We start from the raw sequence: 26,981 nt of genomic DNA, 5'->3' as shown, positions 1-26,981 counted from the left end.
GGAAACGCCGCAGGGGCCGGGGGTTACGCGGTCGGTTGGGATGGAGATGAGGATCGGGGGATGATGATGCAGCCGCGGGGTGGTGCCATGCCCCGTTACATCCGCCGTAACGCCGCATTCTCGACGGACGGATCTCACGCGAAGAAGCAGAGCGGCGGAGGAGTTCCTCCGCTGCTCTGCTTCTCTTCGTGAATGCTGGAGATCCGGCTCCCGCGCCGGATCAGGCCGGCGCGCTCCCACCCGACGACCCGCTACCCGTCCCGCCCGGCGACTTCTGGCCCCGCGACGAGCCCGACCGCCCGCGCGACGACGACCCGCTTCCCGAGCGCGACGATCCGCGCGAGGACGATCCGCTGCCGGACGTCTCGCCCGCGGACGATCCGCTCGCCGTGGTGCCGGTGCCCGCCGTGCTCCCGCTCTTCCCGGTCGAGGACGAGCGCTTGCGCGGCGTGGCGGAGGGCGTCGCGCGCGAGGCGGAGCGGCGGCTGGCGGACGCGGTGCGCGAGCGCGGCTTCGTCTCCAGCCGCACCTCGGCGTCCAGCACCACCGCGTCCGGCAGCTGGGTGATGGCGGGGACGCTGCCGGTGGCCGCCTCCAGCGCCTCGAGCGCGGTGCGGTTCGAGGCGCGGTCCACCAGGCGGCGCGCGTCGTCCAGCAGCGACTCCATGCGCATCAGGATGTCGCGCAGCTCGTTGGCCTCGCCGGGGGTGATCTGCGGCGTCTCGGCGGCCGACGCGCCGTCGTGGAAGACCAGCACGTCCACCACGCCCATGGTGGCAATCTTGGCCAGCGTGCCGTAGTCCGGCTGTACCTGGCCCTTCTCCCACCGCGCCACCTCCGCCGCGTTCGCCGCGCCCACGGCGCTGGCGAAGTCCGCCTGGCTCATCCCCAGGCGATTGCGGATCCCGCGGATGGTCTGGCCGACGAGCCGCTGGGGAAGAAGTCGCATGGGCATCCTGTCGTCTCCGTTCACGGGATTGCGTTGTAGCACAGGAACTTGGGGCCCGATCCAACGCAATCGCCGGGCCGCGCCGGGGCACAATGCAAGGCGCCGCGGCGGAGGTCCGCCGCGGCGCCACACATCGCCATCCCCGTCCCGTCCCGGCCCCGGTCAGTGGTCGCCGCGGTCGCCCTGCCCGCGCGGGGCCTTGTGCTCGGAGTGCTGCCGGCGGTCGGCGGCCAGCGAGCGGCCCACGTCCACCTGGTCGTTGGTGAAGCGCCCCTGCTCGTCGCGCCGGACGTAGCGCTTGTCCCCCTTGTGCGGCTCGATCAGCTCCCGTTCGCGCGCCATCGCCTCCTCCTTGGGCTCAAGTTCAACGCGTTCAACGCGTTGCGATGGCAGAACCCGTGCCGCGGACATCGCTGCCGCCCGTTGCGCGGCATCTATCTCTCGTCATCTAACGGCGGGCCGACTCCGTCCACTCTACGAGTTTTGCGAGGTCGTGCTCCCAGAACAGACTAAGCCCGCGTGCTTGGGCGTCCAGGAGGTTATGGAGTTTGTACACGCCGCTAAGCACAGCTGCCGGTACGATCTGGGTTTGTCCAAAATCCTGCCGCCAACTCACCGCCTTTGCGGCGGCATCGTTGTTCAGTCGCTTCACCGAGTTTGTGGCGCTGTTGGAAACCTTGCACTCGATCGGCATCACTCTTTGATCCCAGAGGCGGATGATAAAATCTGCTTTGCGTGAGCCCAGCATACTCTCGCGGCAGAAGTGCCCCGCCTCCGGTGCATCGGAGATCACCTTCACCGTCCGTGCTGCGACCTTCTTCCATCCGCCGGCGAGCAGCGCATCCTCGACGCGTTGCTCTTGACGCCCCTTCCCGGTATGTCGCCGGGCCGTTTCCATTCGTCGTGTGGCCATCAGTGCGGCGGAAGCGAGTACTGCGGCCTGCCGTTCCGCTTCCGTTGGCTCACGTTCTTCTGTCACCCAAGGAAAGCGTCTACGGTCCAAGGCAATCTGTACGACGTCAACGACGCGCCGAACGAGTCCGGGATCTTTCCTGAAGCGGTTCGCGGTGACCGAAGTTGCCTCAGCAACCGTTTTGAGATCGTCCGTCGAGATTGGAGGTCCGGCAAGATACCGGAACGCCTCTAGCATTTCGGGATCGGTAAGCAACTCCAACGCAGCAGGAGCAATGCTGGTCAGATCCACCGTTGCCTCCAAAAGGTCTTCAAATGATCCGAGGTAGTTATCAACGTGCTCGAGGTAATCCTCCAGAGGCTCCTCTAATCGTTCGCGGCGGAAATGGTCTATCGCGACTCGGCGTTGCTGATCGAGTTCTACTTCGGAATACATTGGTCCAGGAATCATCCGAAGTCTCCGGCGGCGAGCATCTCCGGATGCGGGACGAGGATCCTTTCCATCTCACGCGGCTCGAATTTGGTAAGCCCCCCCGAATACGTCCGTCCCTCCGACGTGCATGTAGCGGTTCGAAGGTACCGCACAAGGTTCATCAACACAGCTTCCGGCATCGCCTCACGTGGATAAAGGCCATGCGCGATGTTGATGTATCGTGCAGCAGCCCGATTTCGTACGAATGCAGGAGGACGCCGGGCCATGTAAGTCGCCATCACGGGAGGGGGTTGCCGCAGGCCGATTGACCACCAGGCCTTCCGATGGGTCGCAATGTACCCACGATCAGCACCTAAGTACTTCGCCCGCTTCAGGAAGCGCTCGACTGCAACTCGTGTGGAAGCATCAAATACGTCGAGTTCTACCGGCAGGTCGATCACGCAGCGCAACCGGCTGTTATCGTCCAAGATGTTTCCTGCGCTGAACAGTTCTTTGGCGCGCGTTATGGAAGGAAACAACACCGAGGTTGGGAGTCCGGTGCTATGGTCGCCTGCTATCCAAACCTTGTTCGCCCCAGTTACCGAGCCGCGGTGAACGCGGCAAAGCTCGCCCAGTTCTACGAAATCAGCAGGAAGTTCGCGAGGGGCCCGTGTAAGATGACTCCAACGGTCCGCCGTTGCGAACCGGTCACGGTGAACCGGTTGCCCTTCTCCAATTGGGCTTAGATCGTCGATTGCTGTCGCACGGCTGACATTGATCGAACGACTGCGGCTTCCGACAGTGAAGGTAGTCACCGCCGCGGTAGTGGCAGCGTCGGGGAACGGTTGCGCCGTAGGTTCCAACACAACCAGATCCCGACCCCCCAGAGGGCCTACGAACAATTCGCGAACGAGCCGCCCGTAGTTCACATCGAGCCACTCAGCGGCCGTGATGAATGTTCCTGTGTCGCCCGGACGGGCGTGCAGCGCTGTGGCCAAAAAGAAGTGGACGTGCAGGCCCGCCAGCTGGCTGGCGTTCAGCTTCAACGCCCGGGCGTTGTCGGTAAGCCAGCTCTTCCACTGCTGCCCGATGAGGTGATGCCGCACATAAGGGGGATTTCCAACGAACAGGGTCGCCCCGTTCACAGAAGGCAGGCGTAACGCTCTGTAGTCGCAAACAAGGACCTGTGCACGGCTCGCGAGACCGGCCACTGCGAGATTCGCGCGCGCAATCAACGCTGCGAGTGGATCGATTTCGATGCCGATCAGATGAGCATGTGGAAACCTGCGTCCTGCTTCCAGCAGGAAGCGGGCGGAGCCGACGCCCGGGTCGACTACGCGAGTTGGATGCTCATCCGCAGCAGACCAGTCCAGCATCCAGCGGACCAGCGGCTGTGGCGTATACGTCGCTCCCAGCGGACGGCGTTCCGCGGGCGTGCGCAACCGCGAGAAGGCGCTTCCCAGCGGGTCTTCACCGCGGATGATCTGCTCTCGGAGATCGTCGCCCCAAAAATCCAGCGTCGGATCTGCTGCAGCCACCAGATCTCGCTCGGCCCCGGAGAAACCAGCCACGTCGGCTGCCCCCAGCAAGCCCGCGATGCCGGCCAGCATCGATTCCGAAATCGTGCGGGAGGCGGACAACGTCATATCAGCTGTTCGCGTCTCGAGGCCGAGGAAAACCGTTACCGATGATTACCCGAAGTATACACTTGCGCGCGGGGATCTGCCACCCTCCAGCTGACTTGCCACATACGTCACAGTCGGCCGCTAAAACGCCGCCTCCACGCCGATCGTCGGGAGCACCGGGAACATGCTGACGCCGCTTCTTGTCGCGGGGGTGTGGTCGAAGTTGTAGAAGTAGAACAGCACGTTCTTGCGGTTGGTGGCGTTCAGCACCTGCAGGTACGGGGTGAGCGTGCCCCAGCGGTGCGTGTACGTGCGGCGGAAGGTGAGGTCCAGGCGCGAGTAGGCCGGGTACCGCTGCGCGTTGCGCTGGCCGGGGACGATGAAGACGGGCGTCTCCGGGTCGTCGCCCACGGGGCGGGGAACGCGGTAGCCGCCGCTGATGGGGTCGGTCTCGAACCCCACGTACGCCGCCGTGGGCCGCGTGAACGGGATCCCCGTCCCGAAGTTCAGCCGCAGCCCCGCCTCGATCCTTCCCGGCAGCCGATACTCGCCGACCACGTCCAGGTCCACGCGGCGGTCGAACACGGGCGCGAAGGTCTGCGTCCGCGGGCGGCCCTCCAGGTCCAGGTGCAGCGGATCGGGAAAGGTGCGGCTCGCCTTCAGCAGCGACAGCGTCATCCACCCCGTAAGCCGCCCCTGCGTGCGCCGCACCATCAGGTCGGCGCCGTACGAGTAGCCGCGCCCCGTCAGCAGGTCGTCGGTGGAATCGTTGGGATCGTCCGCCGCGTTCAGGTCCGTGACCCCCAGGTACCGGCGATAGTACGCCTCGGCCGACGCGTACCAGCGCTGCCCCCAGTACTTCTCCACGCCCAGCTGCCCCTGGTCGCTCACGACCGCCGGGACGTTCTCGTCGCTCGTCACCCAGTAGTCGTTGCTCACCGGGAGCTGCTCGTCGCGCAGCGAGTGCACGAACTGCACGTAGCGGCCCACCGCCAGCTTCACCGCGCCGTCGCGCCCGGCGCCGAAGAAGCGCTTCACCGCGAAGCGCGGCGACGCGTACATGCGGGTGCTCGCGCCCGAGCGCCAGGCGTCCGCGCGGAGGCCGGGCTCCAGTATCCACGCGCTGTCCGGCTGCCAGCGCAGCTGCGCGAAGGCACCCGTCATCACCCCGCTGCGGCGGCCGGAGAAGAAGGTGGTGCCGCCCGCCTCGCCGGTGTTGTGGTACCCCATCCGCGTCACCTCGCCCCCCGCCTTCACCGTCAGCCGCTGACCGATTGGCCGCGCGGCGTCGGCGCGCGCGGTGAGCTGGCCGATGTGCGACGAGAAGCGCGTGTCGGGAAAGTCGGTGAAGCCCAGCGCCTCGGCGTAGTGGGTGATGCCGAGCGACACGGTCGTCACCCACGCGCCCAGCGGCTGCTCCAGCCGTGCGCCGGCCACCGCGTTCCCCCAGTTCCAGCGGATGCGCAGCACGCTGGTGGAATCGTCGCCCTGCCCGGGGGGATTGAAGTCGGAGAGGTCGAGCACGTCCTCGCCCGTGTAGGCCACCAGGCGCAGGCGGCCGCCGCCGCGCGTGCCCAGCGTGGCCGAGCCCTGCAGGTCGGTGAGGTAATAGGGGAAGTCCGTCACCGGCCGCAGCACCACGTCGAAGTACGAGCGCCGCGCGGAGACCAGCCATCCCCCGCCATCTCCGCCCAGCGCGCCGCGAACGGCGCGTGGGAGGTTGCCGTGCACGCTCACGCGGCTGGCCAGCAGGGAGATGCCCATCTCCACCCCGAACTCGTCGGCCCCGCCGCCGGGCTTCGTCTCCACGTTCAGCACCGAGGAGACGCGCCCGCCGTACTCCGCGCCGAAGCCGCCGGAAAGGAGCTCGGCGCGCGCCACCGCGTCGGAGTTGAAGACGGAGAACAGGCCGCCCAGGTGGAAGGGGTTGAAGATGGGAAAGCCGTCGAGGAGGACGAGATTCTGGTCCGCCGAGCCGCCGCGGACGTTGAAGGCGCTGGAGAAGTCCGAGGTGTTGACGACGCCGGGGAGCACCTCGACCGCGCGCATGACGTCCGCCTCGCCCAGGCCGGGGAGGAGCTTGATGTCCTGGCTGGTGATGACGCGCGTGGTGATGCCGGCCTCGCTCTCGAAGCGGGTGCGCTCGCGCTCGGCGTCACGGCGGCTGATAGCCTCGATGGGCGCGAGCGACACGTCCGCCTCGGCCATCCGCAGCGTCACCGCGGCCTCCGCGCCGGCGGCCACGTCCACCGCCTGCTCCGCGGACGCGAGGCCGACGCGCGTGGCCCGCACCGTCCATCGCCCCGCCGCGAGCCGCGCGATCCGCCACGATCCGTCCGCCGCCGAGCGCGCCCGCCGCTCGCCGCCGGCCGCGCCCCGCGCCGTCACCACCGCGTCCCCCACCGGCTCGCCCGCCGCGGAAACCACGCGCCCGGCCAGCGATCCCGTCCCCTGCGCGGACAGCCCCGCGGGCACGAGCAGCGCCGCGAGCACGCAGAGGAGAACCGCGACAGCGGTGGAGATCGGTCGCATCGCCATCATCTACCGGGGAAGCGGTTGCCGGAGGCCGGGCGCGCACAAACCTAACGCCGCGCGGCGATGCGGGAGAGAACGTGTGACGCGGGGATTGTGGGGCAGCGGCCGGCGCTGGCATCTTCCATCCCATTCCCGTCGTCCACCCTCGCTTCCTTCGCCACCCGAGCCCACGCCGGTCCGGATGACCGCTCCACGCCTCCGCCATCTCCCCATCGCCCTGCTCCTGGCGTTCGCGGCGTGCTCCGGCGGCAGCCCATCCGCGCCGGGCGGCGGCGATGGGGGCGGGAACGGCGGCGGAGGCGCGGGGGTGCCGGAGCTGGGAGCGAACGCCAGCCTGCACGGCAAGCGCCCGTTCCCGGCGGACAACGCGTGGAACCGCGACGTCTCCGGCGATCCCGTCGACGCGAATTCGGCCACGCTCATCGCCGCGTGCGGAAGCGCCGCGACCGGGCTGCATCCGGACTTCGGCACCGTCTACGACGGCGCGCCGAACGGCATCCCCTACGTCGTCGTCGCCGGATCGCAGGCGCGGGTGCCGGTCACGTTCGACTACGCGGACGAGAGCGATCCCGGCCCGTATCCCGTGCCGCCCGGCGCGCCGATCGAGGGCGGCGCGAGCTCGTCGGGCGACCGGCACGTGCTGGTGATCGACCGCGACAACTGGAAGCTGTACGAGCTGTACGACGCGCACCCGCTGAACGGCGGCGCGAGCTGGCACGCGGGCTCGGGCGCGGTATTCGACCTGGCGTCCAACGCGCTGCGGCCGGCCGGGTGGACGTCGGCGGACGCGGCGGGGCTTCCCATCTTCCCCGGCCTGGTCCGCTACGACGAGGTGGTGGAGCAGAAGGCCATCCGCCACGCGCTGCGCTTCACCTGCCCGGTCACGCGCCGCGCGTACGTGGCCCCCGCGCGGCACTGGGCCAGCAGCCGCACCGACGCCGGTCTTCCGCCCATGGGGATGCGGGTGCGGCTGAAGGCGGGGTTCGACGTGTCGGGCTTCTCGCCGAACGTGCGGGTGATCCTGAACGCGATGAAGACGTACGGGATGCTGCTGGCCGACAACGGCAGCGCGTGGTACGTCTCCGGCGCGCCCGACCCGCGCTGGAGCGACGACGACCTGGCCACGCTGCGCAACGTGAAGGCGAGCGACTTCGAGGTGGTGCGGATGGACAACATCGTTACACAGTAGTGCGGAGGCGCGGCAGCAAAGGCGGCTGAAGCCGCGGCGCCGCGGCAACAACTACGGAAAGCCTCGCAAACTGCGCGAGGCTTCAACTGCAATACCCGGGGGGATACATCACTTTCCTGCGCCTGCTGGATGCTGCGGCTTCAGCCGCCCCTGGCCTCTTCGCTGGAGCGGTCCTTCCCGGCTTCCTTGGCGTAGAGGTGGACGATGCCGAACTGCTTGTACGGCACGTCGCCCTCGTGGGTCATGCCGATGCGCTCGGCCACGCGGCGGGAGGCGGTGTTGCGCGGGTCGATCACCGCGACGATGCGGGGGAGGGCGAGCGCGGCGAATCCGTGCGCCAGGACGGCCGCCGCCGCCTCCGCCGCCAGGCCGCGGCCCCAGTGGCGGCGCGCGAGCAGGTACGAGATCTCCGTCTCCATCCGCCCCGCGATCTCCGAGCGCAGCAGGCCGCACCGCCCGATCATCTCCCCCGTCTCCACCTCGACCACCGCCCACAGACCGAAGCCCAGCCGCTCGTAGTAGTTGCGCGCGTGCGCCCGGAGATTGGCGGCCTCCTCCTCGACCGACGCGGGGGGCGGGCCCATGAACCGCATCACCTCCGGGTCGCTGTAGATGCGGTGCATCTCCGCCGCGTCGGCGGGGGTGAAGCGCCGCAGCAGCAGCCGCGGCGTGCGCGTGATCTCCCCTTCCTGCATGGCCGGCGCGCTCCTGTTCTCGAACGGGGGTGAAAGATGATGCTGTTTTCGGAGATGGGGCGCGTGTAAGATACGCGCCGTCCGCGCTCCATCCCCATCCTGCCGGCCCACCCGGTCCCGATCCTCCCGATGAAGATGCCGATCCTGGCGAGCCTGGCCGCGCTCGCCCTGCCCGCCGCCGCGCTCGCGCAGGCCGGCGACACCACCGCGCACGTGACCTTCGGCGCGTTCGTGGACGGCTATTACGCGTACGACTTCAACCGCCCCGCCGGGCACGACCGCCCGTTCACCACGCAGGCGTCGCGGCATGACGAGTTCAACCTGAACCTGGCGCACGTGGAGGCGAAGTATCAGTCCTCCACGGTGCGCGGGCGGCTGGCGCTGCAGGCCGGCACCAGCGTGCAGGTGAACTACGCGTTCGAGCCGGACTCGCTGGCGGGGCTGCCCAACTATCTCCCTCTCGTGCAGGAGGCGTGGGCCGGCGTCGCGATTTCGCCCACGCTCTGGGTGGACGCCGGGATCTTCCTTTCGCACATCGGCAGCGAGGGATGGATCTCGATGGACCAGCCGACCTACACGCGCTCGCTGGTGGCCGACTACTCCGTGTACTACGAGGCCGGCGTGCGCGCCAGCTGGCAGGCCACGCCCTCGCTGGCCGCCACGTTCGTGGTGGTGAACGGCTGGCAGAACATCTCCGAGAACAACCACGACAAGGCGGTGGGCGCCCGGCTGGACTGGACGGCCTCGCCTGCCGTCATCGTCTCGTACTCCAACTTCGTCGGGCGCGAGCCGGGCGCCGCCACGGGCGACCAGGACCTGCGCGTGCTGAACGACCTGAGCGCGCGCATCACCGCCGGCCCGCTGCTGGTCGTCCCCACCGTCGACGTGGGAACGCAGGACGGCGACACGTGGTACGGCGCCTCGCTGGTCGGCCGCTACGCGCTGACGCCCACGGTGGCGCTGAACGGCCGGGTGGAGCGGTACGACGACCGCCACGGCGTGCTCACCCCCGGCCTGCGCACCAACGGCGCCTCGCTGGGGATCGACGTGGCGCGCGGCCCGGCGCTCTGGCGCACCGAGGTCCGCGCCCTCTTCGGCGCGGACGACGGCACTTTCCCGGCCCACGGTGCCCCGAAGAGCAGCGACGTGGCCGCGGTGACGTCGCTCGCGGTCAGGTTCTAGGAGAGCGTGCGAAAGTGCGAGAGTGCGAGAGTGCGAAAGTAACAGCGCACTCCCGCACTCCCGCACTCCCGCACTCCCGCACTCCCGCACTCCCGCACTCCCGCACTCCCGCACTCCCGCACGTCTCCTCACCCTCTCGTTACACGACATCGTTTCGCAACGCGCGGTGGAACGGTAGTATATCCTCGCTCTCCCATCCGATGGCCCTGCATCCCCTGTCCTCCCCGCCCTCCCGGGGGACGGCCGCGCGGCCTGTTTCTCATCACCCAACGAGGTGCGAGGATGCTTCGCTCAACCCGCTCGAAACTCCTTTCGCTCGGCGCCCTGCTCGCATTCGGGGTGGCGGCGTGCGACACGCCGTCTGCCGTGCCCGCGCGCTCGCCCGCTCCCTCCGCGCCACGGGCGGTCGTCATCCCCGCGCAGGGGACGGCGGCGACGCTCGACATCGGCAACTGGAACCTGGAGTGGTTCGGCGACGCGTCGAACGGGCCCAGCAACGACGCGCTGCAGCTGCAGAACGCCCAGGACGTGATCACCGGCAGCGACCTGGACGTGTGGGGGCTGGTGGAGATCGTGGACGCCACCGAGTGGAACGCGCTGAAGACGCTTTCCGGCTACACCGGCATCCTGGCGAACGACGCGGCGGTCACCGGCGGCTCCACCTGGTACACGGCCACCGAGCAGAAGCCCGCGCTGCTGTGGAAGACCGCCGCCGCCTCGCTGGTGAGCGCGAAAGTCATCCTCACCGCCAACGACAACGACTTCGCCGGGCGGCCGCCGCTGGAGGTGAAGCTGCACGTGACGCTGAACGGCGGCAGCGAGGACATCGTCTTCATCGTGCTGCACATGAAGGCGTTCAACGACGTGGCCAGCTGGCAGCGCCGCCAGAACGCCGCGGTCGCGCTGAAGTCGTACCTCGACGCCACCTATCCCACGCAGAAGGTGATCGTGGTAGGCGACTGGAACGACGACGTGGACACCTCCATCACCGCCGGCCAGCCCAGCCCCTACGCCAACTTCGTCGCCGACGCGGCGCGCTACTCCTTCCCCACGACGGCGCTGACGAACGCGGGGATCGCCTCGACCGTGAGCTTCACGGACATGATCGACCACCAGCTGGAGACCAACGAGCTGGCGGCGACGTACGTGGCGGGCTCGGTGAAGGTCTACCGCGTCGACTCCTACATCTCCAGCTACGGGACGACCACCTCCGACCACTACCCCGTGCTCAGCCGCTACACCTACGGCGGCAGCGCGCCCTCGCTCACCGTCACCTCGCCCAACGGCGGCGAGTCGTGGGCGGGCGGGAGCAGCCACGCCATCACCTGGACGGCGTCGGGGATCGCCAACGTGAAGATCGACTACACGCTGGATGGCGGCACAACGTGGACGGCGGTCACCTCCAGCACCAGCGCGGCGGCGGGGAGCTTCACCTGGACGGTGCCGGCGACGGCCAGCACGAACGCGAAGGTGCGCGTGACCGACACGGGGTCCGCGACGAGCGACGCGAGCAACGCGGCGTTCACCATCACCGCGTCCACGACGCCGGCGAAGGTGATCATCAACGAGATCCTGGCCAACGAGGCGGGGAGCGACGTGAACGGCGAGTTCGTGGAGATCGTGAACGTGGGCGGCACCGCGGCCTCGATCGGCGGGTGGACGATCAGCGACGCCACCGGCGTGCGCCACACCTTCGCCGCGGGGACCTCGCTGGCCGCGGGGAAGGCAATTGTCGTCTACGCGGCCGCATCCGCCATCCCCGCCGGGGTGACGAACGCGGTGGGATCGTCCACCGGCGCGCTGAGCCTGGCCAACGGCGGCGACTCGGTGATCCTGAAGAACGGGGGGACGACGATCGACAGCTTCGCCTACTCGTCGTCGCTCGCGGGAACGGACGGGGTGTCGATGAACCGCAGCCCGGACGCCAGCGCCACCGGCACCTTCGTGCTGCACACCAGCATCAGCAGCCTGGCCTCGTCGCCCGGGAAGCACGCGAACGGCACCGCGTTCTGATCGGCGCGACGTAAAAGGACAGCCTCACGCGGAGACGCGCAGGCGCGGGGAGCTCCCCGCGCCTCCGCGTCTCCGCGTGTGACATTTCGGGAGGTCGGGGGATGCGCATCCGGAGCGCGCCGTCGCGGGTGCGTGAGGGGTGGAGGCGAGACGGGAGAAGGGGAGGACGCAAAGGGTTCGATGGCGCCGGCGTACCGGAATCAGGCGTTCCTTCAATGGGATGGCCGTGTTCGCACGGTGAACGGAAGGACGCTTGATTTCAAATCGGTTGCAGATATACTTGCCATCCCCACCGTGCTACCGGTGGCGGAATCGGCGCGCGGTCAGGCGCCGCTGGCCAGGCGCGGGGCACCTCCGGTCCGTCCCGCGCGCAGTCCCCTTCACGCAACGCGGCTCCAGCCGCCCGGACCCCGGTCCGCGGCGGCATCCCCCACCCGGGATTCGCGTTCATCCGCAGCAGCATTCCGATCGCGCCGGGCAACCGCGGCGTGCGCGCCGCATCTCCCGGCAAACATCCCACTCCCATGGAGGACCCCATGAGCGAGAGGACCGATTCCCTTCCCGAAGTGATGGACCGCCCCGCCAGCCGCCGCCAGTTCCTGGGCAAGGCCGCCGCGACCGCCGTGGCCGCGTCGGCCATTCCCGCCGTGCTGGCCGCCTGCGGCGAGAGCGCCACCGCCAGCGACGAGACGCACACCGCGGTGTCGAACACGCTGCGCGCGTCGCTCAGCGGCGGGCGCGACCCGGGCGTGACGCTGCACAAGATGATGGCCGTGGTGCTGGGCGCGTCGACCGACGTGACCATTCCCGCGCTGGAGAAGGGCACCACCACCAGGTACCTGCAGCGGGTGATCACCAACACCAGCCGCACCGGCACCGGGCTGGCCACGGTGCTGAAGGCGTCGTACAAGTTCACCGACGCCGCTGGGACGACGGTGCAGGTGATCGTGCAGGACGGCAACGGGAACAAGTGGGCGGCGCGCCGCATCTCGGTGCAGGGCGACCTGGTGCTGGCCATGAAGGACGCGCTGGCCACCAACACCCGCGTGGACGGCGTACTGAAGGACAGCGCCACGGTGGGCAAGCCGGTGATCGCGGTGAGCAAGTCGTCGGTCATCGCCTTCCAGGACAGCGTGGCCAGCGACTACTACGGCAACCACGTGGACATCGCCGCCCGCGGCATGAGCGACTTGTTCAACACCCAGGTCGCCGGCATCAACATCGCCTCGGTCACGCGCGACCTGAACCGCTGCTGAGCGGCGCCACCGCGTGAACGCGACGGCCCGGCCGCCCTCTTCGGCGGCCGGGCCGTTTTGTTGTCGGGGGATGTGATTCGGCTTGGCACCTGGCTTCCGCACCGGCGGCTGAATCCGCAGCAACAACCACGGGAAGCCTCGCAAACCGTGCGAGGCTGTTCGGATCGGAAGCCGGTTCCGTGCTGCGGAGGCAGCCCGCCTTTGATCCGCCCCGGCGCACCCCGCACTGCACCCACCCCGACGTCATCCTGAGGCCGGCCACACCGCAACTGGAATCAACACCACACCTTGCAGGCCGAAGGATCTGTGGGCGCGGCAGCACGGTCCGTCCGGGAACCGCGCCCATGCTTGTGCGATGCAGTCACGGCGCGATTCCGAGGTTGACGTGCTGGATCGGCGATAGATCCTTCGGCCTGCAAAATCTTGTGTGGACGCCGGTTCTGGCGTGGCCGGCCTCAGGATGACGTCTGAGGGGGAGGATTGGAGAGCCATCTCTCGAGGATCCGTCAGCTCTTCTTTTCTCCCATCTCCAGCAGGACCTCGGCGAGCGCGTTGACGTAGGGCTCGTTGAGGATGGTGCCGTGGGTGCCGCCCACGTGGTGGGTGGCGGTGCCGCCCAGCGCCAGCGCGCTCCAGAACTCGTGGCCGTCGGAGTGGCCGCGCTCGTTCTCGCTTCCCGTGGTCTGGAAGTAGGTCAGCGCGCCGGGGTACGGCCGCGGCGTGTAGGCCGTCTGCGCGAGGAGGTTGGAGGCGCGCAGCCGCGTGAGCGCCAGGATGTCGTCGACGCGCGACTCGTCCAGCAGCACCGGCGCGGCCATGCGCACGATCATCTGCCGCACCTGCTCGCGCCCCTCGTACGCGCGCAGATCGTCCACGTCCACCCGCGCGGCGGCGCCGTATCCCGCCACGCCGGCGACCGTGTGCCACACCACCTCGGCCGGGTCGCCGGGGTCCATGCGGATCGTCTCGGGCGTGTGCGGCGCGGTGTCGAAGAGGGCCAGCACGTCCACCTCCTCGCCCGCGGCGGCCAGCTGCTGCGCCATCTCCCACGCCACCACGCCGCCGAACGACCAGCCGCCCAGCCGGTACGGCCCGCGCGGCCGCATCTCCCGGATCGCCGCCACGTAGTACGCCGCCATCTCCTCGATCGCCGCGATCGGCGTCTCCCCGCGCTGCACGCCCAGCGGCTGCAGCGCGTAGACGGGCTGCTCCGTGGCCAGCAGCACCGCCAGGCCGCGGTAGCAGACCACGTGGCCGCCGGCGGGGTGCGCCAGGAAGAGCGGCGGGCGCTCGCCGAAGGTCTGCAGCGGCACCAGCGGCAGCCGCACCGCGTCGCGCCGCCCGCCCACGGCCTGCGCCATCTCGGCCAGCGTCGGCGCCTGCAGCAGCTCGGCCACGGCAACGTCGGTCCCCAGCGCCTCGCGGACGCGGGCCACCAGGCGCATGGCCAGGATCGACTGGCCGCCCAGATCGAAGAAGTCGTCGTGCACGCCCACGCGCTCCACGTCCAGCACCTGCGCCCAGATCTCCGCCAGCCGCACCTCCACCTCGTTGCGCGGCGGGACGTACTCGGACTGCGGCACGGCGCCCTCGCCGTCGTACTCGGGGAGCGCGCGGCGGTCCAGCTTGCCGCTCCCGGTGCGCGGGAGCGCGTCCGTCCACACGAACGCGGCGGGAACCATGTACTCCGGCACCCGCTCGCGCATCCACGCGCGCAGCTCCGCCGCGGAAGGCTTGTCCCCGCCCGCGAAGACGGCGTAGGCGACCAGCCGCCGCCCCGCGCCCGTCTCCCCGCGCGCCGTCGCCGCCGCCTCGGCCACCGCTGGATGCGCGGCGAGCGCCTGCTCCACCTCCTCCAGCTCGATGCGGTAGCCGCGCACCTTCACCTGCGCGTCGGCGCGGCCCAGGTAGTCGAGCTGTCCGTCTTCCCGCCAGCGCCCGCGGTCCAGCGTGCGGTACATGCGCGAGCCCGGCGCCCCGTACGGGTCGGGGCGGAAGCGCTCGGCGGTGAGCGCGGGGCGGGCCGCGTAGCCGCGCGCCACACCGGCGCCGGCTGTCCACACCTCGCCGGGAATCATCGCCCCCGCGTGCCGAAGGAGCAGGTCCAGCACGTACAACCGGCCACCGGTGATCGGCTTCCCCACGAACACCCGCTCGTCCAGCGAGTCCAGGACGGCGCACGTCGTGTACGTCGTGTCTTCCGTCGGCCCGTACAGATTCAGCACGCGCTGCACGGCGGGGACGGAGTGGAGCTCGCGCACCAGCGGCAGCGGCACCGGCTCGCCGCCCAGGAGGACCGTCCGCACGTGCGGCGGAAAGCGCTCCTCGCGCAGCAGCTCCGCGGCGGCGGTGGGCACCATCGCGGCGGCCAGGACGGGCGGGGCGGCGGGGGGGATAACCGAAAGCGCGTTCTCCACCAGCACCAGCGTGCCGCCCCAGACAAGCGTCCCCCAGATCTCCGCGATGGAGACGTCGAAGGTGACCGAGGTCGATCCCAGCACCCCCGCGCGCTCCTCGTCCGTCAGCAGCCCGCGCATCCACTCCAGCATGGCCACGGCGGAGCGGTGCTCGATCTCCACCCCCTTGGGGCCGCCCGTGGACCCGGAGGTGAAGATGACGTACGCCAGGTTTTCGGGGAGGGAGATGGGGAATGGATCGCCGTCGCACCCGCCGTCCAGCGATGCGGGGTCGATCACCCGCACGCCCTCCCTCCCCCCGAACGACGCGCGCGCCGCCCCGCCGCCGAGGGCGATCCGCGCGCCGGAGAGGCGGAGCACGGCGTGGTGCCGCGCGGAGGGATGCGCCGGATCCAGCGGGACGTACGCCGCGCCCGCCTTCATCACCCCCAGCATCGCCGCGATCAACAGCGGCGTGCGCTCCAGGCAGACGGCGACGCGCGACTCGGGCCCGATCCCCATCCCGCGCAGCCCGTGGGCGATGCGGTTCGCGCGCCGGTTCAGCTCCGCGTACGAGACTCGCTCATCCTCCCACACCAGCGCCGTCCGCTCCGGTGACGCCGCCGCCTGGCGCTCCACCAGCTGGGGGATGCAGAGCTCCGCGGGCGCGGCGGGGGGCGCGGCGCTCCACCGCTCCACCGTGCGCAGCTCCGACGCCCACGCCAGGCGGATCTCGGAGACGGGCCGGTCGGGCTGCATCGCCAGCGTTCCCAGCGCCGCCTCGAGGTGCGTGGCCATGCGGCGGATGGTGAGCGGATGGAAGAGCGCGGTGGAGAACTGGAAGGCCGCGCCGAGGTGGTCGCCGCGATCCTCAACGGCCAGCGTGAGGTCGAAGATCGCGGTGAGCGAATCCAGGTGCAGCGGCTCGACGGCGACGCCGGGGAGCGCGAGCGAGGAGGCCGGCGCGTCGGCCCAGGTGAGCACCGCCTGCACCAGCGGCGCCCGGCTGAAGTCGCGCCGCACGCCGGCGATCTCCACGATGCGGTCGAACGGGAGCGCGGCGTGCTCCTGCGCACCGACGGCGGCCACGTGCGCGCGGCGCACCAGCCCGGCCGCGGTGGGGTCGCCCTCCAGCCCGATGCGCAGCGGCAGCGTGTTGGCGAAGAAGCCGGCGATGGCCTCCAGCTCCGGTCGCGGACGGTTGGCCAGGAGGGTGCCGATCAGCAGGTCCTCCTCGCCCGCGTAGCGCGAGAGCAGGAGCGCGAACGCGGCGGCGGCGACGGCGAAGGGCGTGGCGCCCTCCCTTCGGGCCAGCGCGCGGACGGCGGCGGTCACGTCCGCGGGGATGTCGAAGGTCCACTTCTCCCCGTCCCACGCCTGCACGGGGGGACGCGTGCGGTCGGGAGGGATCTCCAGCACGTGGCGGGTGCCGTCGAGCTGGCCGCGCCAGTACGCCTCCTCCTTCGCCGGATGCGGCGCGTCCGGACGCTGCTGCCACGCCGCCCAGTCGCGGAAGCGCAGCGGCAGGGCGGGGAGATCGGCCGCCGTGCCGCGGAGGCGGGCGGCGTAGAAGGCGCTCAGGTCGCGCAGCAGCACGCCGGTGGACCAGCCGTCCGCGGCCAGGTGATGGAGGCCGAGGAGGAGGCGGAAGTCCGCGTCGCCCTCGCGGACCAGGAGCGCGTGGAAGGTGTCGCCGCGGGCAAGGTCGAAGGTGCGCCGGGCGAAGTCGTCCATCTGGTAGTTGGCCTCGCTCTCCGCCCACTCGTCGCCGCGGAGGTCCAGGACGCGCGGCTCGAACGCCGCCCCGTCGCCCACCACCTGCACGGGAATGCCCGCGCTCTCGCGGAACGCCGTGCGCAGCGCCTCGTGGTGGGCGACCACGTCGCGCAAGGCGCCCATCAGCGCATCCACATCGACGGGCCCGCGCAGGCGGAACCCTATGGGGATGGTGTAGATGGGGCGATGCGGCGCGAGCTGCAGGAGATACCAGAGCCGCCGCTGCTCCGCGCTGAGCGGCGCCGCCGCCCCGGCGATGCGCGGGATCGGCTCGGCGGCCGCGGGCGCCATGCGCAGCCGTTCGAGGAGCGCGCGCTTGGCCGGCGACAGCGCGCCGAGGCGGTCGTGCAGGTCGGTCATTCGGAGCGGGGCAGGGCGGGGCGCGGTGGGGGATGCGTGGAACGATAACTCTCGCGCGGCGGGGTTGAAAGGCGGCTGAAGTCGCGGCAACAACCACGGAAAGCCTCGCAAACTGCGCGAGGCTTCAACAGCAACGAGTCGCCGCCCCGCGGATGGTTCGGCGCGGCGGCGATTCGATTGGCAGTGGTGCGCGATCAGCGCTTGACGGTGCCCTTCGTGTGGAACGGGGGCTTCACCACCTCGGCGGGGACGGCGCGGTCGCGGATGACGATGCCGATCTCCGTCCCCGGCTTGGCGGCTTCCGGCGGGACGTACGCCATCCCGATCCCCTCGCCCAGCGTGGGGCTGAGCGTGCCGCTGGTGACCTCGCCCACCGTCTGGCCGTTGAACGTCACCGTGTAGTGCGGGCGGGGGAAGCCGCGCTCCTTCAGGCGGAAGCCGACGAGCCGCCGCTTGACGCCGGCCTCCTTCTGCCGCGCCAGCGCCTCGCGCCCGACGAAATCTCCCTTGTCCAGCTTCGTGACCCAGCCCAGGCCGCCCTCCAGCGGAGTGTGGCCGTCGTCCAGGTCGTTGCCGTACAGCGCCATCCCCATCTCCAGCCGCAGCGAGTCGCGGCTTCCCAGGCCGGTGGCGATCAGCCCGTCCGCGGCGCCGGTCTCCAGCAGCTTGCGCCAGAGCGCGGCGGCCTGGGCGGCGGGAACGTACAGCTCGAAGCCGTCCTCGCCGGTGTAGCCGGTGCGGCTGATGATGGCGGGAACGCGGTCCACCAGCCCCTCCTCGAAGTGGTAGTAGCGGATCGCGTCCAGATCCGTCTCCGTCAGCCGCGCCAGGATCTCCGGCGCCTTCGGGCCCTGCAGCGCCAGCAGGGCGATGTCGTCGGTCCTGTCCTCCAGCTCGGCGCCGATCTCGGCGGCCCAGCGGCGGGCCCAGTCCCAGTCCTTGTGCCGGTTGGCGCCGTTCACCACCAGCATGTAGTGCCCGGGAAAGCGGTAGACCAGCAGGTCGTCGATCACCATCCCCTGCTCGTTCACCATGGTGCTGTACTGCGCCTGCCCCACGGCGAGCCGCGACGCGTCGTTGGTGGTGATGTGCTGCACGAAGTCCAGCGCGCGCCGCCCGCGCACCTCGAACTCGCCCATGTGCGACACGTCGAACAGGCCGGCGGCGCTCCTCACTGCGTTGTGCTCGGCGGTGATCCCGCTGGGGTACTGCACCGGCATCTCGTAGCCGGCGAAGGGGACCATCTTCGCGTTCAGGCGCAGGTGCTCGGCGTGGAGCGGGGTGCGCTGAAGGGTCTGCGTCGCGTCGGCCATCGTTCAAGCAATCGCGGGTTGGGAGATGCGGATCCGGGCGGCCAAGCTAACACCCGGGGATGGCGGACGCGAGCCACGTTCCAGCGTCTCCAGGCATCGCTGGATCTCACGCGGAGACGCGGAGACGCGGAGGCGTTCGCCCTGCACCTCCGCGTCTCCGCGGCTCGCGTGAGTTCAACGATCGCTGGAGGAAGCGAGAACGCGGAATCAACGTCGTCGTCCGCTTCCGATGTTTGCTCCCGGTGGCGCGAACGGGTTGTGGGGATTAGCTTTGCATCAGCGCCGCCCGGCGCACGCGCGGGTTCCCCACCCCGCCCCGCATCTCCATCTCCATCATCCAACCCCCCGCACTCCCATGAGATTCGACCGCGCGAAGTTCATCGCCTCGTACACGGCCGCGTTCGGCGCGCCCACGCAGGCGCAGACCGACGGGCTGAACGAGATCCTGGCCGCCGCCGAGGCCGATGCCCAGATCAGCGACATCCGCTGGCTGGCCTACATGCTGGCCACGGTGAAGCACGAGTGCGCCGACCGCTGGAAGCCGATCGAGGAGTTCGGGAAGGGGAAGGGGCGCAAGTACGGCAACCCGGTCACGGTGACGGATCCGGCCGGGAAGCAGTTCACCAACGTGTACTACGGCCGCGGCTACGTGCAGCTCACGTGGGACTGGAACTACCGGCAGTTCGGCAGCTTCCTGAAGAACCGGCTGCTGTACGAGCCCCAGCTGGCGCTGGACGCGGACATCGCCTACCAGATCATGTCGTACGGGATGCGCAACGGATCGTTCACCGGCGCCAGGCTCGGCCGCTTCATCAACGATGCCGGCTGCGACTACGTGAACGCCCGCAAGATCATCAACGGGATGGACCAGGCGCAGCGCATCGCCGGGTACGCGACGAAGCTGGAGAAGGTGCTGCGCGACAGCGTGATCGCGGCCGTTCCCGGCGGCGTGCCGGCGCTTCCGCAGACCGGGCCCGCGCCGCAGCCGGCCCCGGCCGCGGGCGGCGCGAGCTTCATCGTGGCCACCACGCTGAACATCCGCAGCGGCCCGGCGGCGTCGAACGCGGCGGTGGCCGGAAGCCCGCTGCCGAAGGGCACCGTGGTCACCGCGCTGGCCGACCAGGGCGGGTGGAAGCAGGTGCGCGCGCAGGGAACGGTGAACGGTGTCGCGGACGTGACCGGATGGGTGGCCGCGCAGTTCCTGCAGCCCGCACCGGCGACCGCGGGGGTCTGATTCGCCGGGGCGCAGCGATCGCGAAAGGCGGTTGAAACCGCGGCAACAACGGCCCGAAGTCCGCCTTCGCGGACTCGCGAGGATGTATTCGCGCGTCTGGGACACATCCTCGGGGCCCGGAAATCCAGCCAGCATTGAGCGAAGCCGGTGCGCCGCGGCAATGCCGGGGAGGGAGTCCGCGAAGGCGGACTTCGGGCCGTTGTTGCCGCGAATTCCATTCGCCCTTCAATGGCGAGGAATCGCGCGGTCACGGTTGGGCGCTCTTGTTCTTCCTCGCGGACGTCTTCTTCTTCGGCGTGGCCGTCTTCTTCTTCGCCGCGGAGGTTTTCTTCTTCGCCGGCGCGGGTTTTTCGGGGAGGTCTTCGTCATCCCCATCGTTCCGCTCGTCCGTGGCGAATTCCTCGGGGACGGCGAAATCCGCAAGCGCCTCGCCGTACTCGTCGAAGAGCGGGGGCGGGGCGGGGGCGGGCTTCCCCTCGACCATCGCCTGCAGCATCAGCGCGTTGGCGACGGCCTTGCCGCGATAGTGGTTGTTGGTGACGACGAACACGTCGTCCGTCGCGGGCTCCCGCGCCAGCTCCTGTGTCCGCGCCGCCCACGGCTGCAGCTCGTGCGGGGGATACAGATAGTTGTAGCGCGCGTCGCGGCCCGCGTCCTTGCGAAACCAGTCCTGGAAGTTGCGGCCGTGCACGCGCACATACCCCACGCGCGAGGTCGCGACCGCGCTGGGCTTGATGGAGTCGTGGAAGAGCGGCTGGTCGATGTTCACGAACCCGATCCCCCGCTCCATCAGCTCCTCGTAGAACGCCGCCACGTTCCAGCTCTCGTGCCGCACCTCCAGCACCAGCGGGTACTGGCCGAAGGTGCCCACCACGTCCGCCACCCACTCGCGGTTCTCGTCCGTGCGGCGGAACGACCAGGGGAACTGGAGAAGGACGGCGCCGAGCTTCCCCCGCTCCATCAGCGGGTCGAAGCCGGCGCGCACCTCGTCCACCTCGGCCTGCGTCCACGCGGAGGTGCGCTTGTGCGTGAAGCGCTGGTAGAGCTTGGCGGTGAAGCGGAAATCGGGGTTGTGCGCCACCCGCCGCGCCCAGCTCTCCGCCGTGGTCGCCCGCGCGGGGCCGTAGAAGGTGGAGTTGATCTCGATCGTGTCGAAGTAGTGCGCCAGGTACCCCAGCGGGTCGAAACCCTTCGGGCGGGAGGTGGGATACACGATTCCCTCCCAGTCCTTGTACTGGAACCCGGCCGGCCCGTAGCGGATCATGCCGCCCGGGCGGCGCAAGGTCCGGACCGGGGGACCACCCATCGCCCCCGCGGGTAAACCCCGGCACCCGAAAAACAAAGCTCGACGAAGTCCGGGAGATGCCTTGTTCCGCGCATCTCAAGAATCCGTAGTCCGGGAGATTCGAGAAGGATGATCAGCACACGCAGCATCGGCCTGCTGGCGGCCGTTCCCGCGCTCCTGCTGGGCGCTGCCGGAGCGCGTCCCGGCATCCGCCACGCCGCCGCGCCGGCGGACGCGCGGATCCCGGCGCTCGCCTCCGCGTTCGCCGCACGTCCGGCCGCCGCCGCGCCGAAGCACCGGGAGCCGCCCGAGGAGGCGCGCGCGCTGTGGGTGAACCGGTGGGACTACGGCTCGGCCGAGACGATCGCGCAGGTGATGGAGATCGCCAGCCGCGCGCACTTCAACATCGTGTACTTCCAGGTGCGCGGGCCGTCGGACGCGCGCTACCGCTCGGAGCTGGACCCGTGCTCGGCGCGGCTCTGCGGCCGTCTGGGCGGCCAGCCGGGGTGGGACCCGCTGGAGGTGGCCGTCCGCGAGGCGCACGCGCGCGGGCTGCAGCTGCACGCGTGGCTGAACGCGCTGTCGGGGTGGGATTCGCAGTCGGGAAGCCTCTGCCGCGGGCTGACGCCCAGCCTGCCGGGGAACCCCGACCACGAGCTGATCGCGCACCCCGAGTGGGCCATGCGCACGCGGCGCGGAGCGCCGCAGGCGTGCCCGAACGACGAGGAGTACGTCTTCCTCTCCCCCGGCTACGCGGGGGTGCGGACGCACCTGGCGCGCGTGGCCGCAGACGTGGTGCGCCGCTACGCGGTGGACGGCGTGCACCTGGACCGCATCCGCTACCCCGGCCCGGAGTTCGGGTGGGATTCGGCAAGCCTGGCCGAGTTCGGGCGCGACCCGTCGGCCGACCCGGCGGGGTGGTCGCGCTTCCGCCGCGAGCTGGTGGACCGCACCGTGCGCGAGGTGCACGACAGCATCCGCGCGGTGCGCCCGGTGCCGCTCTCGGCGGCGGTGTGGCCCATCTACGACCGCGCGCGCTTCGGCTGGCCCTCGTCCAGCGGCTCGGCGGACTTCTTCCAGGACACCTGGACGTGGGCGCGCGACGGCTACCTGGACGTGGCCGTGCCGATGACCTACTTCTACGTGGCCGACCAGCCGTGCACCTACCTGCGCCGCCGCCCCGGCGCGGAGCCCAACCCCGACTGGATGTGCATGGTGCGCGACCACGTGGCGGGGATGCGCCCCACCGGCCGCCACGTCTACGCCGGCATCCTCGCGGGCCTGGGCTACGCCGAGGTCGAGAAGCAGATCCGCATCGGGCGCGAGCTGGGGGTGAACGGGTTCTCGTTCTACTTCTACAGCACCGTCGCCGAAAGCGGCCTCTGGCGGCGCCTGGGCGAGGGCCCGTTCCGCGAGCCCGCCCGCGTCCCCCGCATGGACTGGCTCACCCCGCAGATCTGAATAGCGATTCGAGGGCGACGCGCACCCTGCGTCCGCCCTCGAAGCACCGAAGCCTCGCGTGGTTTGCGAGGCTTTCCGTCGTTGTTACTGCGGCCTCAGGCGCCTTCCCCACACGAGAATAGTTGACTCCGTCAATCATCCTCCTTATCTCAGAATTGTCACGCATTCACCGAGACAGGGAGATGGCGATGGATCCGGCCGAGATGGAGGCACAGATCGCGGCGATGCGGCGCTTCAACCGCTTCTACACGCGGAGGGTGGGCGCGCTGGGGGAGGGGCATCTCCAGACGCAGTACACGCTTACCGAGGTGCGAGTGATGTACGAAGTCGCGCACCAGGACCGCATCACCGCGTCGGAGCTGGGGGAGCGGCTGGCGCTGGACGCGGGGTACCTCAGCCGCATCCTCACCCGCTTTCAGGAGCGTGGGCTCGTCTCCCGCACGCCGTCGGAGAAGGACGCGCGGCAGGCGCACCTGTCGCTGACCGGCGCCGGGCGCGAGGAGTTCGCGCGCCTGAACGCCGCGGCCGAGGGGGAGATCGCGGAGATGCTGCGGCCGCTTGCGGAGGACGACCGCCGCTCGCTGGTCGGCGCGCTGCAGCGGGTGGAGCGGCTGCTGGGCGGCCGCGCGGACGCGCCCATCACCCTGCGCGAGCACCGGCCGGGCGACATGGGATGGATCGTCCACCGCCACGGCGTGCTCTACTGGCGGGAGTACGGGTGGGACGAGCGCTTCGAGGCGCTGGTGGCGCGCGTGGCGGCCGGCTTCATCGACGAATTCCAGCCCGGCCGCGAGCGCGCCTGGATCGCCGAGCGCGAGGGGGAGATCGTGGGCTCCGTCTTCTGCACCCGGATGTCGGAAGACGTGGCGAAGCTGCGGCTGCTGCTGGTGGAGCCGTCGGCGCGGGGGGTGGGGCTGGGGCACCGCCTGGTGGACGAGTGCATCCGCTTCGCGCGGGAGGCGGGGTACCGCAAGCTGGTGCTGTGGACCAACAGCGTGCTGCTGGTGGCGCGGCGGATCTACGCGCGCGCCGGGTTCCGGATGGTGCAGGAGGAGGAGAACGACCACTGGGGCCTTCCCCTCATCGCCGAGACCTGGGAGCTGGAGCTGTGACGCCGGACTTGGCAATCACCCGCATCACAAACGCACGGAGAGACGTCATCCTGAGGCCGGCCACACTGTAATTTGCCTCCGCGCGAGCGCTCGCAGGCCGAAGGATCCATAGGCGAGACCGCACGTGCGCCTCCGGGTTGCGCGATCGATCCCCGAATCGGGCACGACGCTCCGTCACCGCGCGATCATCTGCTGGATCAGGTAGATGGCGAACAGCGCGATCATGGGCGACAGGTCGAACATCCCCGTGCGCGGCAGGACGGAGCGGATGGGCGACAGGATGGGATCCGTGACGCCGCGCACGAACTGCACGAACGGGTTGCGGCTCACCGGGCTGGCCACCCACGACAAAATCACCCGCGCCACAATCAGCAGCTCGACGATGCTGAGCAGCTGGTAAAGAACGTACCATCCCACGATCCACCTCCGTTCGTTGTCATCGCCGATTGTGCCGGATGCCGCATCACCCCCGATGGCCGAGCCCGGCGGGGGGAGGCTCAGTGTGGATTGAAGGGCGATTGAAATCGCGGCAACAACGGCCCGAAGTCCGCCTTCGCGGACTCCCTGTCCGGCATCTCCGCTCGCGCCACCCCGGGCGATTTCCCCTGCCCGTGAATCCCCCCTACGGGAGCAGCGGCGGTTTTGTTACGCGCCCTGGTCGCCGCCGGGGCCGAGGAAGACGACGATGGGCGGCTCCAGCCCCTTCGCGGCGTCCTGCAAGCGCTGCGGGGTCAGGCGGGTGAAGTCCACCAGCGTGGCGGTGCGGTCGCCCAGCAGCGCCGAGCGGGCCATCTGCGCCGCGCGCGCCTCGGGAAGGTCCAGCTCCAGCAGCCGCTCGCCGCGGTAGCGCCGCAGCCGGTCGTTGAACACGCCGGGCGAGAGCGCCTGGTCCGCGTAGTCGCCCACCGCCTGCCGCAGCTGCCCGGCCCACTGCTCGGCCTCGCGCGGCGGGATGACCACCGTCAGCCGCACCTCGCCGCCGCCGGCGTACTGCACGACCTCGGCGCGGCTGTTGTAGACGGAGCGCCGGCTGGGCCCGAAGCTCACGCGGTCCAGCGCCAGGTGCGCCAGCATCCGCAGCGCCTCGACGTCGGCGTCCGGCCCGAAGCGCCAGGTGGCCGACACCCAGGTGGTGATGGAGTTGTAGTCCGCGTGCACCGCGCTCTCGGCCGGCGCGGGGGGCGGCACGCTGTCGCCGCGCAGCTCGCCGGGCGGCATGTGCGGCGCCAGCACCTCGCGCACCTCGTCCTCCGACACCGGGCCGACCACGGCCACGACGGTGCGCTCCGGGGTGAACTGGCCGCGCAGGAAGGCGTCCACCTGCGACACGCGGATGCGGCCCACGGCGGCCGGCGTGCCCACCGCGGGGCGCCCCCACGGGTGGTCCGCGCCGTAGACCGCCTTCTCGCGCTCGCGCTCCAGCGCGTCGGCGGGGCTGGACTCGCGCGCGCCCAGCTCGCGCACGATGGCCGAGCGCTGCCGCACCGTGGCCGCGCTGTCGACGGGGTCGCGGAAGAGCGCCACCATCAGCACGCGCGTGGCCTCGGCCCAGGCGTCGGGCGCGGCGGTGAGGGTGAAGCCCACGCCGTCCTTCTGCGGGTCCACGTCCAGGTGCGCGCCCAGCGAGTCCAGCACGCCGCGCGCGGGATCGGTCACCGCGCGCGCGGCCAGGTACGAGATCCCCGCCTGCCCCTCGGGCTCGTCCGCCGAGCCGACGCCGACCAGCACCTGCACGGCGACCACGGGCGTCCCCGGCTCGGTGCGCACGAAGATGCGGTCCTGCGCCCAGGTGGGGCCCGCGAGCGCGACCAGCGCCAGCGCGGCGCCGGCGGCCGCGCGGAAGATGCGGAGGCTCGTCATCAGCGGCGCTGCGCGGCGGGGATGCGCTGCGGCGGCACGTACACCTTCGCCGGGTCCGCCGCGCCGAGCGACTCCAGCACGCGGCGCACGTCGTCCTCCGTCACCTCGCCCAGCTCGGCGTAGAACTGCTGCACCCCGTCGCCGCCCGCGCCACGGTCCGCGAACTCGCCGATCAGCTCCGCCATCCGCTCGGGCGAGCGGGAGAGGAAGAGCAGGTCGCGCCGCACCGATGCCGCCGCGTCGCGCACCGCATCCGCGTCCACGTTCCCCGCGAGCGTCGTGAGCGCACCGTCGACGGTGCGACGCGCGGCGGGAACGAGCGAGTCCGGCGTGGCGACGACCAGGGCCAGCGCCTGCCCGTGGTGCGTCCACCAGTGCTCCACGTCCACCGACGAGCGGGTCATCCGCCGCCGCAGGTACGAGCGGAGGAGGCGCGCGGTGACGGAGAGGGCCGCCGGGTCGGCGTCGGTGGCCGCCCACGCCGAGCCGATCCACCCGCGCGTGGCCTGCGGGGTGTCGGCCTCGAACGAGGGGACGGTGTCCTCCGGCAGGAACGCCGGCCCGCGCGACGCCGGCGGCGGGAGCGAGCGGAAGGCGCGGCGCACCGCGTCCAGCTGCACGTCGCCCACCGCCACGATGGAGACGCGGTCGGGGCGGTAGATCTCGCTCCACACCTCGTCCAGCGGCGCCGACGCCAGCCGCGCGGCGGCCTCGTCCGTCCCTGCCGCGGGAAGGTCGGCGGGGAAGAGCCGGGCGCGCAGCGCGGCGCGGACGTACTGCGGCGCCGTCTCGCGCTCGGCCGCGCGCTCGCCGGAGAGCGCGCCGAGCGCGGCCAGCATCCCCGGCGCGGGGGTGGCCGGCGCGCGGAGCGTGGAGCGCAGGATGCCGGCGAGGTAGTCCAGCTCGGACGCCGGGCCGACCACGGTGTAGACGATGGCGTCGGAGCCGCGGATGGCCTGCACGCGCCCGCCCACCCGCGCCACCTGGTCCTCGAGCGTGGGGAGAAGGAGGTGCTGGAAGAGGTGCCCCGCGCCCGCGTACCCCGGCGGGTCGTCGGCCTGGATGGAAAGGCGCAGCGCCACCGTGGGGAGCGCCGGCTGTCGGTGCACGGTCACGGCGGGCGCGTCCTGCGCCGCGTCGGGCGGCCGCGCGTGCGAGGTGTCGGGCGCCGCCGCCAGGGCGAGCGCGAGGGCTGCGGTCAGCATCATCTGGCTACGGATACGAAAAGAAAGGAGCGCACCGGGCGCTCCGCCCCAAACTACGTCATCCGCTCCCGCGGTGCGAACCCGTCATCGTCCGATCCCCGGCAGGTGGATCGAACCGGGACGAAGACGATGGATGGCGGCGTGTCGCATCGCGGGAGCGCCGCTATCTTCATCCCGACCCGATTCCATCTCCTTCCCCATCGCCCCAGCG

At 70.7% G+C, this 26,981-nt stretch carries 19 protein-coding genes; 7 read left to right on the top strand and 12 right to left on the bottom strand.

Going from position 1 to position 26,981, the window contains the following annotated elements:
- Positions 1-220: 220 nt before the first annotated feature.
- The 5 genes from VLK66_RS14630 to VLK66_RS14610 form a co-directional block, all read right to left on the bottom strand.
- The gene (locus VLK66_RS14630; protein ID WP_325310178.1) at positions 221-955 is read right to left on the bottom strand and encodes a helix-turn-helix transcriptional regulator; all 735 of its coding nucleotides are present in this window, start codon (positions 953-955) and stop codon (positions 221-223) included.
- 156 nt (positions 956-1,111) lie between these two features.
- Positions 1,112-1,291: a hypothetical protein gene (locus VLK66_RS14625; RefSeq protein ID WP_325310177.1), complete on the bottom strand. Its 180-nt coding sequence runs from the start codon at positions 1,289-1,291 to the stop codon at positions 1,112-1,114.
- Positions 1,292-1,397: 106 nt separating this feature from the next.
- Positions 1,398-2,297, bottom strand: a complete 900-nt coding sequence (locus tag VLK66_RS14620) for a XamI family restriction endonuclease (protein ID WP_325310176.1) — start codon at positions 2,295-2,297, stop codon at positions 1,398-1,400.
- An 11-nt stretch (positions 2,298-2,308) separates the two neighbouring features.
- Complete coding sequence (locus tag VLK66_RS14615; RefSeq protein WP_325310175.1) at positions 2,309-3,883, bottom strand: N-6 DNA methylase; 1,575 nt, start codon at positions 3,881-3,883, stop codon at positions 2,309-2,311.
- 156 nt (positions 3,884-4,039) lie between these two features.
- Positions 4,040-6,430, bottom strand: coding sequence for a TonB-dependent receptor (locus VLK66_RS14610; protein WP_325310174.1), 2,391 nt, complete (start codon positions 6,428-6,430; stop codon positions 4,040-4,042).
- A gap of 184 nt (positions 6,431-6,614) precedes the next feature.
- Between VLK66_RS14610 and VLK66_RS14605 the strand changes: the two genes are divergently transcribed.
- Complete coding sequence (locus VLK66_RS14605) at positions 6,615-7,622, top strand: hypothetical protein (RefSeq protein WP_325310173.1); 1,008 nt, start codon at positions 6,615-6,617, stop codon at positions 7,620-7,622.
- 140 nt (positions 7,623-7,762) lie between these two features.
- Here VLK66_RS14605 and VLK66_RS14600 read toward each other — a convergent pair whose 3' ends face one another.
- Positions 7,763-8,317 carry a GNAT family N-acetyltransferase gene (locus VLK66_RS14600; protein ID WP_325310172.1) on the bottom strand — a complete coding sequence of 185 codons (555 nt, stop codon included), beginning with the start codon at positions 8,315-8,317 and terminating at the stop codon, positions 7,763-7,765.
- Positions 8,318-8,446: 129 nt separating this feature from the next.
- Between VLK66_RS14600 and VLK66_RS14595 the strand changes: the two genes are divergently transcribed.
- The 3 genes from VLK66_RS14595 to VLK66_RS14585 all read left to right on the top strand — a co-directional run bounded on the left by VLK66_RS14595 (position 8,447) and on the right by VLK66_RS14585 (position 12,768).
- Complete coding sequence (locus tag VLK66_RS14595; RefSeq protein ID WP_325310171.1) at positions 8,447-9,499, top strand: porin; 1,053 nt, start codon at positions 8,447-8,449, stop codon at positions 9,497-9,499.
- Positions 9,500-9,781: 282 nt separating this feature from the next.
- On the top strand, positions 9,782-11,512 hold the full coding sequence (locus tag VLK66_RS14590; protein WP_325310170.1) for a lamin tail domain-containing protein: 1,731 nt from the start codon (positions 9,782-9,784) through the stop codon (positions 11,510-11,512).
- 536 nt (positions 11,513-12,048) lie between these two features.
- On the top strand, positions 12,049-12,768 hold the full coding sequence (locus VLK66_RS14585; protein ID WP_325310169.1) for a hypothetical protein: 720 nt from the start codon (positions 12,049-12,051) through the stop codon (positions 12,766-12,768).
- A 506-nt stretch (positions 12,769-13,274) separates the two neighbouring features.
- Here VLK66_RS14585 and VLK66_RS14580 read toward each other — a convergent pair.
- Together VLK66_RS14580 and gcvT are read right to left on the bottom strand one after the other, a co-directional pair.
- Positions 13,275-17,300 carry an amino acid adenylation domain-containing protein gene (locus VLK66_RS14580; RefSeq protein WP_325310168.1) on the bottom strand — a complete coding sequence of 1,342 codons (4,026 nt, stop codon included), beginning with the start codon at positions 17,298-17,300 and terminating at the stop codon, positions 13,275-13,277.
- A gap of 194 nt (positions 17,301-17,494) precedes the next feature.
- Entirely contained in the window at positions 17,495-18,613 is a 1,119-nt protein-coding gene (gene gcvT / locus VLK66_RS14575; protein ID WP_325310167.1) for a glycine cleavage system aminomethyltransferase GcvT, read from the bottom strand.
- 355 nt (positions 18,614-18,968) lie between these two features.
- Here gcvT and VLK66_RS14570 point away from each other — a divergent pair, with 355 nt between their 5' ends.
- Entirely contained in the window at positions 18,969-19,847 is an 879-nt protein-coding gene (locus tag VLK66_RS14570) for an SH3 domain-containing protein (protein ID WP_325310166.1), read from the top strand.
- Between the two features lie 247 nt (positions 19,848-20,094).
- Here VLK66_RS14570 and VLK66_RS14565 read toward each other — a convergent pair whose 3' ends face one another.
- Positions 20,095-21,111: a DUF72 domain-containing protein gene (locus VLK66_RS14565; RefSeq protein ID WP_325310165.1), complete on the bottom strand. Its 1,017-nt coding sequence runs from the start codon at positions 21,109-21,111 to the stop codon at positions 20,095-20,097.
- 150 nt (positions 21,112-21,261) lie between these two features.
- On the opposite strand from VLK66_RS14565, the gene VLK66_RS14560 reads away from it, so the two are divergent.
- Both VLK66_RS14560 and VLK66_RS14555 read left to right on the top strand, forming a co-directional pair.
- A complete protein-coding gene (locus VLK66_RS14560) occupies positions 21,262-22,593 on the top strand; it encodes a glycoside hydrolase family 10 protein (RefSeq protein ID WP_325310164.1) in 1,332 nt (443 codons plus the stop codon).
- Between the two features lie 182 nt (positions 22,594-22,775).
- On the top strand, positions 22,776-23,705 hold the full coding sequence (locus tag VLK66_RS14555; protein WP_325310163.1) for a bifunctional helix-turn-helix transcriptional regulator/GNAT family N-acetyltransferase: 930 nt from the start codon (positions 22,776-22,778) through the stop codon (positions 23,703-23,705).
- Positions 23,706-23,879: 174 nt separating this feature from the next.
- On the opposite strand, the gene VLK66_RS14550 is transcribed toward VLK66_RS14555, so the two are convergent.
- The 3 genes from VLK66_RS14550 to VLK66_RS14540 all read right to left on the bottom strand — a co-directional run bounded on the left by VLK66_RS14550 (position 23,880) and on the right by VLK66_RS14540 (position 26,773).
- Complete coding sequence (locus tag VLK66_RS14550; RefSeq protein ID WP_325310162.1) at positions 23,880-24,122, bottom strand: YggT family protein; 243 nt, start codon at positions 24,120-24,122, stop codon at positions 23,880-23,882.
- Between the two features lie 228 nt (positions 24,123-24,350).
- Positions 24,351-25,565 (bottom strand): hypothetical protein, encoded by a 1,215-nt coding sequence (locus VLK66_RS14545; protein WP_325310161.1) that lies wholly within the window; start codon positions 25,563-25,565, stop codon positions 24,351-24,353.
- Positions 25,565-26,773, bottom strand: a complete 1,209-nt coding sequence (locus tag VLK66_RS14540; RefSeq protein ID WP_325310160.1) for a hypothetical protein — start codon at positions 26,771-26,773, stop codon at positions 25,565-25,567. Before VLK66_RS14540 ends, VLK66_RS14545 begins: the two co-directional genes overlap by 1 nt.
- Positions 26,774-26,981: the final 208 nt, after the last annotated feature.

Origin of the sequence: Longimicrobium sp., assembly GCF_035474595.1 — a bacterium.
GTDB lineage: Bacteria > Gemmatimonadota > Gemmatimonadetes > Longimicrobiales > Longimicrobiaceae > Longimicrobium.
This window is presented reverse-complemented; position numbering and strand designations above follow the sequence as displayed.

Coding starts and splice junctions, on each gene's coding strand:
- VLK66_RS14630 (WP_325310178.1), bottom strand. CDS start 955: ATGCCCATGCGACTTCTTCCCCAGCGGCTCGTCGGCCAGACCATCCGC.
- VLK66_RS14625 (WP_325310177.1), bottom strand. CDS start 1,291: ATGGCGCGCGAACGGGAGCTGATCGAGCCGCACAAGGGGGACAAGCGC.
- VLK66_RS14620 (WP_325310176.1), bottom strand. CDS start 2,297: ATGTATTCCGAAGTAGAACTCGATCAGCAACGCCGAGTCGCGATAGAC.
- VLK66_RS14615 (WP_325310175.1), bottom strand. CDS start 3,883: ATGCTGGCCGGCATCGCGGGCTTGCTGGGGGCAGCCGACGTGGCTGGT.
- VLK66_RS14610 (WP_325310174.1), bottom strand. CDS start 6,430: ATGCGACCGATCTCCACCGCTGTCGCGGTTCTCCTCTGCGTGCTCGCG.
- VLK66_RS14605 (WP_325310173.1), top strand. CDS start 6,615: ATGACCGCTCCACGCCTCCGCCATCTCCCCATCGCCCTGCTCCTGGCG.
- VLK66_RS14600 (WP_325310172.1), bottom strand. CDS start 8,317: ATGCAGGAAGGGGAGATCACGCGCACGCCGCGGCTGCTGCTGCGGCGC.
- VLK66_RS14595 (WP_325310171.1), top strand. CDS start 8,447: ATGAAGATGCCGATCCTGGCGAGCCTGGCCGCGCTCGCCCTGCCCGCC.
- VLK66_RS14590 (WP_325310170.1), top strand. CDS start 9,782: ATGCTTCGCTCAACCCGCTCGAAACTCCTTTCGCTCGGCGCCCTGCTC.
- VLK66_RS14585 (WP_325310169.1), top strand. CDS start 12,049: ATGAGCGAGAGGACCGATTCCCTTCCCGAAGTGATGGACCGCCCCGCC.
- VLK66_RS14580 (WP_325310168.1), bottom strand. CDS start 17,300: ATGACCGACCTGCACGACCGCCTCGGCGCGCTGTCGCCGGCCAAGCGC.
- gcvT (WP_325310167.1), bottom strand. CDS start 18,613: ATGGCCGACGCGACGCAGACCCTTCAGCGCACCCCGCTCCACGCCGAG.
- VLK66_RS14570 (WP_325310166.1), top strand. CDS start 18,969: ATGAGATTCGACCGCGCGAAGTTCATCGCCTCGTACACGGCCGCGTTC.
- VLK66_RS14565 (WP_325310165.1), bottom strand. CDS start 21,111: ATGATCCGCTACGGGCCGGCCGGGTTCCAGTACAAGGACTGGGAGGGA.
- VLK66_RS14560 (WP_325310164.1), top strand. CDS start 21,262: ATGATCAGCACACGCAGCATCGGCCTGCTGGCGGCCGTTCCCGCGCTC.
- VLK66_RS14555 (WP_325310163.1), top strand. CDS start 22,776: ATGGCGATGGATCCGGCCGAGATGGAGGCACAGATCGCGGCGATGCGG.
- VLK66_RS14545 (WP_325310161.1), bottom strand. CDS start 25,565: ATGACGAGCCTCCGCATCTTCCGCGCGGCCGCCGGCGCCGCGCTGGCG.
- VLK66_RS14540 (WP_325310160.1), bottom strand. CDS start 26,773: ATGATGCTGACCGCAGCCCTCGCGCTCGCCCTGGCGGCGGCGCCCGAC.